Source organism: Streptomyces pathocidini, from assembly GCF_001418495.1.
In the GTDB taxonomy this organism is placed as follows: Bacteria; Actinomycetota; Actinomycetes; order Streptomycetales; family Streptomycetaceae; genus Streptomyces; species Streptomyces pathocidini.
In genome coordinates this window covers 1-3092 of sequence record NZ_LIQY01000584.1, presented here as the reverse complement: position 1 = coordinate 3092, position 3092 = coordinate 1, and the positions used below count along the sequence as shown (strand labels likewise).

4 protein-coding genes are annotated in these 3092 nt (G+C 69.9%); 2 read left to right on the top strand and 2 right to left on the bottom strand.

Going from position 1 to position 3092, the window contains the following annotated elements; translation table 11 throughout:
• A partial coding sequence (locus AOK16_RS23060) for an AI-2E family transporter (RefSeq protein WP_055474070.1) occupies nucleotides 1-1174 on the top strand: 1174 nt, incomplete at its 5' end.
• Nucleotides 1175-1386: 212 nt separating this feature from the next.
• Here AOK16_RS23060 and AOK16_RS23055 read toward each other — a convergent pair.
• Together AOK16_RS23055 and AOK16_RS23050 are read right to left on the bottom strand one after the other, a co-directional pair.
• Nucleotides 1387-1920 (bottom strand): alkyl hydroperoxide reductase, encoded by a 534-nt coding sequence (locus AOK16_RS23055; RefSeq protein ID WP_055474069.1) that lies wholly within the window; start codon nucleotides 1918-1920, stop codon nucleotides 1387-1389.
• Between the two features lie 6 nt (nucleotides 1921-1926).
• Nucleotides 1927-2481 (bottom strand): peroxiredoxin, encoded by a 555-nt coding sequence (locus AOK16_RS23050; protein WP_055474068.1) that lies wholly within the window; start codon nucleotides 2479-2481, stop codon nucleotides 1927-1929.
• Between the two features lie 131 nt (nucleotides 2482-2612).
• On the opposite strand from AOK16_RS23050, the gene AOK16_RS23045 reads away from it, so the two are divergent.
• Nucleotides 2613-3092: LysR family transcriptional regulator (locus AOK16_RS23045; protein WP_157859317.1), on the top strand; the 480-nt coding region annotated here is incomplete at its 3' end.

The window sequence follows — 3092 nt, the reverse complement described above, 5'->3', positions numbered from 1 at the left end:
CAGCTACGCCCCCGCCGTCGCCGCCCGCCCCGAGCCGGCCGCCGCGGTGCCCTGGGGCGTACGGGTCGCGGCCGAGGTCGGCTGGCGGCTGCTGGTCCTCGCCGGGACGCTGTACGTGCTGATGCGCATCATCAGCGCCGTACAGCTCGTCGTCCTCGCCTTCGTCGCGGGCCTGCTCATCACCGCGCTGCTCCAGCCGACCGTCGCCCGGCTGCGCCGGGTCGGCCTGCCGCACGGCCTGGCCACGGCGCTGACCTTCATCACCGGCTTCGTCATCATGGGCCTGGTGGGCTGGTTCGTGGTCTGGCAGGTCATGGAGAACCTGGACAACCTCGCCGAGCGCGTCCAGGACGGCATCGACGAGCTCCAGCGCTGGCTGCTGGAGAGCCCGTTCCACGTCACCGAGGACCAGATCAAGGACATCACCAAGACGCTGCGGGACGCGGTGGGCTCCAACACCGAGGAGATCACCTCGGCGGGCCTGCAGGGCGTCACCGTGGTCTTCGAGATGCTCTCCGGCATCCTCCTCGCGATGTTCTCCACGCTCTTCCTGCTCTACGACGGCCGGCGGATCTGGGAGTGGACGCTCAAGCTGGTCCCGGCCGCGGCCCGCCCCGGCGTCGCGGGCGCGGGCCCGCGCGCCTGGCGCACCCTCACCGGCTACGTGCGCGGCACGGTCATCGTGGCCCTCATCGACGCCACGTTCATCGGTCTGGGGATATACCTCCTCGACGTGCCGATGGCGGTGCCGCTGGCTGTCTTCATCTTCCTGTTCGCCTTCATCCCGCTGGTCGGCGCGGTCCTCTCCGGCGCGCTGGCGGTCATCGTCGCGCTGGTGACGCAGGGCGTGTTCACGGCGCTGATGGTGCTGCTCGTCGTGCTGCTGGTGCAGCAGATCGAGGGCCATGTGCTCCAGCCGTTCATCCTCGGCCGCGCGGTCCGCGTCCACCCGCTGGCTGTCGTCCTCTCGGTCGCCGCGGGCGGCCTGGTCGCCGGCATCGGCGGCGCGGTAGTGGCCGTACCGCTGGTGGCGGTCACGAACACGGTGGTCGGCTCGCTCCGGGCGTACGCGGTGGAGCGCGACCTGCGCACCCCGGAACAGTCGGAGGCGGCACAGCAGTTGGAGACCGCCGCCCGCCCTGCCCCGGCGGAGCCCCCACCCGCGCTTCCCTGAGCTCCCCGCTCGGATTCGGGCGCCTCTCGTCGCCGCCTCGGCGGGTGGTGGTCGGCGGTACGGGGCCTCCGCCGCTGCGGTCGGCCACGTACCGCACCTCTGAGGGCCCGCTCCACGGCGGCACGGCGTGAAAGGGGCACGGCGTGAAAGGGGCCTCTTCGACCGACTCGGTCGAAGAGGCCCCTTCCCTGTATGTGCCCGCGGCAGGCCGGTTACTCGGCCAGGACCGCCTCGGCGTCCAGCGTGGCGCCGACCGCCTGGAGGACGGAGGCGATCTTGAAGGCTTCCTGGATCGTCTCGCGGTCCACACCCGCCTTGCGGAGCACCTGCTCGTGCGAGTCCAGGCACATGCCGCAGCCGTTGATGGCGGAGACGGCGAGCGACCACAGCTCGAAGTCGACCTTCTCGACACCCGGGTTGCCGATGACGTTCATCCGCAGGCCCGCGCGCAGAGTGCCGTACTCCGGGTCCGACAGCAGGTGCCGGGTGCGGTAGTAGACGTTGTTCATCGCCATGACGGCGGCGGCGGACTTGGCGGCGGTGTACGCCTCCGGCGTCAGCTTGGCCTTGGCCTCCGGCTCCAGCTCCTTGAGCACGCGCGGCGAGCGGGAGGCGATGGCGCAGGCCAGCACCGTGCCCCACAGCTGCTGCTGCGGCAGGTCGGAGTTGCCGATGACCGAACCGAGGTTCAGCTTCAGGTCCTTGGCGTAGTCCGGGAGGGCGGACTTCAGCTCGTCCAGGGCCATGTCAGATCACTCGCCCGAGAGGAGCTTGACCGGGTCGAGGGTGTCCTCGCCCTTGCTCCAGTTGCAGGGGCACAGCTCGTCGGTCTGCAGGGCGTCCAGGACCCGCAGGACCTCCTTGGGGTTACGGCCGACGGAACCGGCGGTCACCATGACGAACTGGATCTCGTTGTTGGGGTCAACGATGAAGACGGCGCGCTGCGCGAAGCCGTCCTCGCCCTCGACGCCGCAGTCGCTCATGAGCTCGTGCTTGGAGTCGGCGAGCATCGGGAAGGGCAGGTCACGCAGGTCGGCGTGGTCCTTGCGCCAGGCGTGGTGGACGAACTCGGAGTCGCCGGAGACACCGAGGAGCTGGGCGTCGCGGTCGGCGAACTCGTCGTTCAGCTTGCCGAACGCGGCGATCTCGGTCGGGCACACGAAGGTGAAGTCCTTGGGCCAGAAGAAGACGACGCGCCACTTGCCCTCGTAGGACTTGTGGTTGATCTGGTCGAACTCCTTGCCGCTCTCCAGCGAGACACAGGCGGTCAGGTCGTACTCGGGGAACTTGTCACCGACAGTGAGCACGCGCTCTCCTTTTGCGACGGAAGTCCCTTGTGGGGTCTTCCGTGAGGGGTTGGACGGTGGTCACCCTGCCACAGGCTCGATTGATCGCAGAAATCGGTAGACTTGTTGATGTTGATCGGAGGTGGTTATCAGTGGCAAGTGGCCGAGGAACCGTACGCCAGCCGAGCCTGGCCCAACTGAGAGCGTTCGCCGCCGTCGCGGAGCACCTGCACTTCCGGGACGCGGCCGCCGCGATCGGGATGAGCCAGCCCGCGCTCTCCGGCGCCGTCTCCGCGCTGGAAGAGGTCCTGGGAGTGCGGCTCCTGGAGCGTACGACGCGGAAAGTGCTGCTCAGCCCGGCGGGAGAGCGGCTGGCGGCCCGCGCCCGTACGGTGCTGGAAGCCGTCGGGGAGCTGATGGAGGAGGCGGAGGCGGCGCGGGCGCCGTTCACGGGGGTGCTGCGGCTGGGGGTGATCCCGACCGTGGCGCCGTATCTGCTGCCGACCGTGTTGCGCACGGTCCACCAGCGCTACCCCGAGCTGGACCTCCAGGTCCACGAGGAGCAGACCGCCTCGCTGCTGGACGGGCTCGCGCACGGGCGGCTGGACCTGCTGCTGCTCGCCGTGCCGCTG